A 531-nucleotide genomic window follows, 5' to 3' on the forward strand; every position below is an offset into this window, starting at 1 on the left:
TTGTTCTGCGGTTCAGCGGAAAGATTGCTCCACCACTGTCACTTCAAGCCCAGAAATGACTCGCTGCCCTTGTTGCATTTCACCAACAGGTGCAATCTTTATGCCTTCAATACGTGGTGGCACAACTTGTGGGTTGTCTAAACGGCGAGTGTCGGCCTTGATGATCAGTTGCATGCGTAAATTCGCAGATTGCTGCGTATATAGCGTATGGTTATCGACACTCATATTGAAGCTGAACAAATCATCCAGATCGGGCGCCGATTTGTTCGCCGTGACTTTTAGCTGAATTGGCTCGGTTTTCATGCCATCGGCCGAAAAACTCGGGATCGTAATTATCCCTTCTTTCATTGGCGCTATAGAAATGCTCCATTCTGTGCGCTGATATTTTCGACCATTGATGTTGTTACTCGAACGCCCGTAGCGAGGCTGTCCTAGGAAGAAGTCTTTTTCCAATACGCTGAAGTCGATGGCGTCGGACGCAACTTCTGAATCTGCCATTATCCGTAGGTTGATGACTTCATTTTTAGCCAC

General features: G+C 47.3%; 1 pseudogene. It reads right to left on the reverse strand.

The window, feature by feature from the left end:
- Positions 1 to 15 precede the first annotated feature (15 nt).
- Positions 16 to 531: pseudogene (locus R7190_RS30340) on the reverse strand (BatD family protein); the annotation flags it as partial.

This window comes from Vibrio sp. 1078-1, assembly GCF_033340475.1.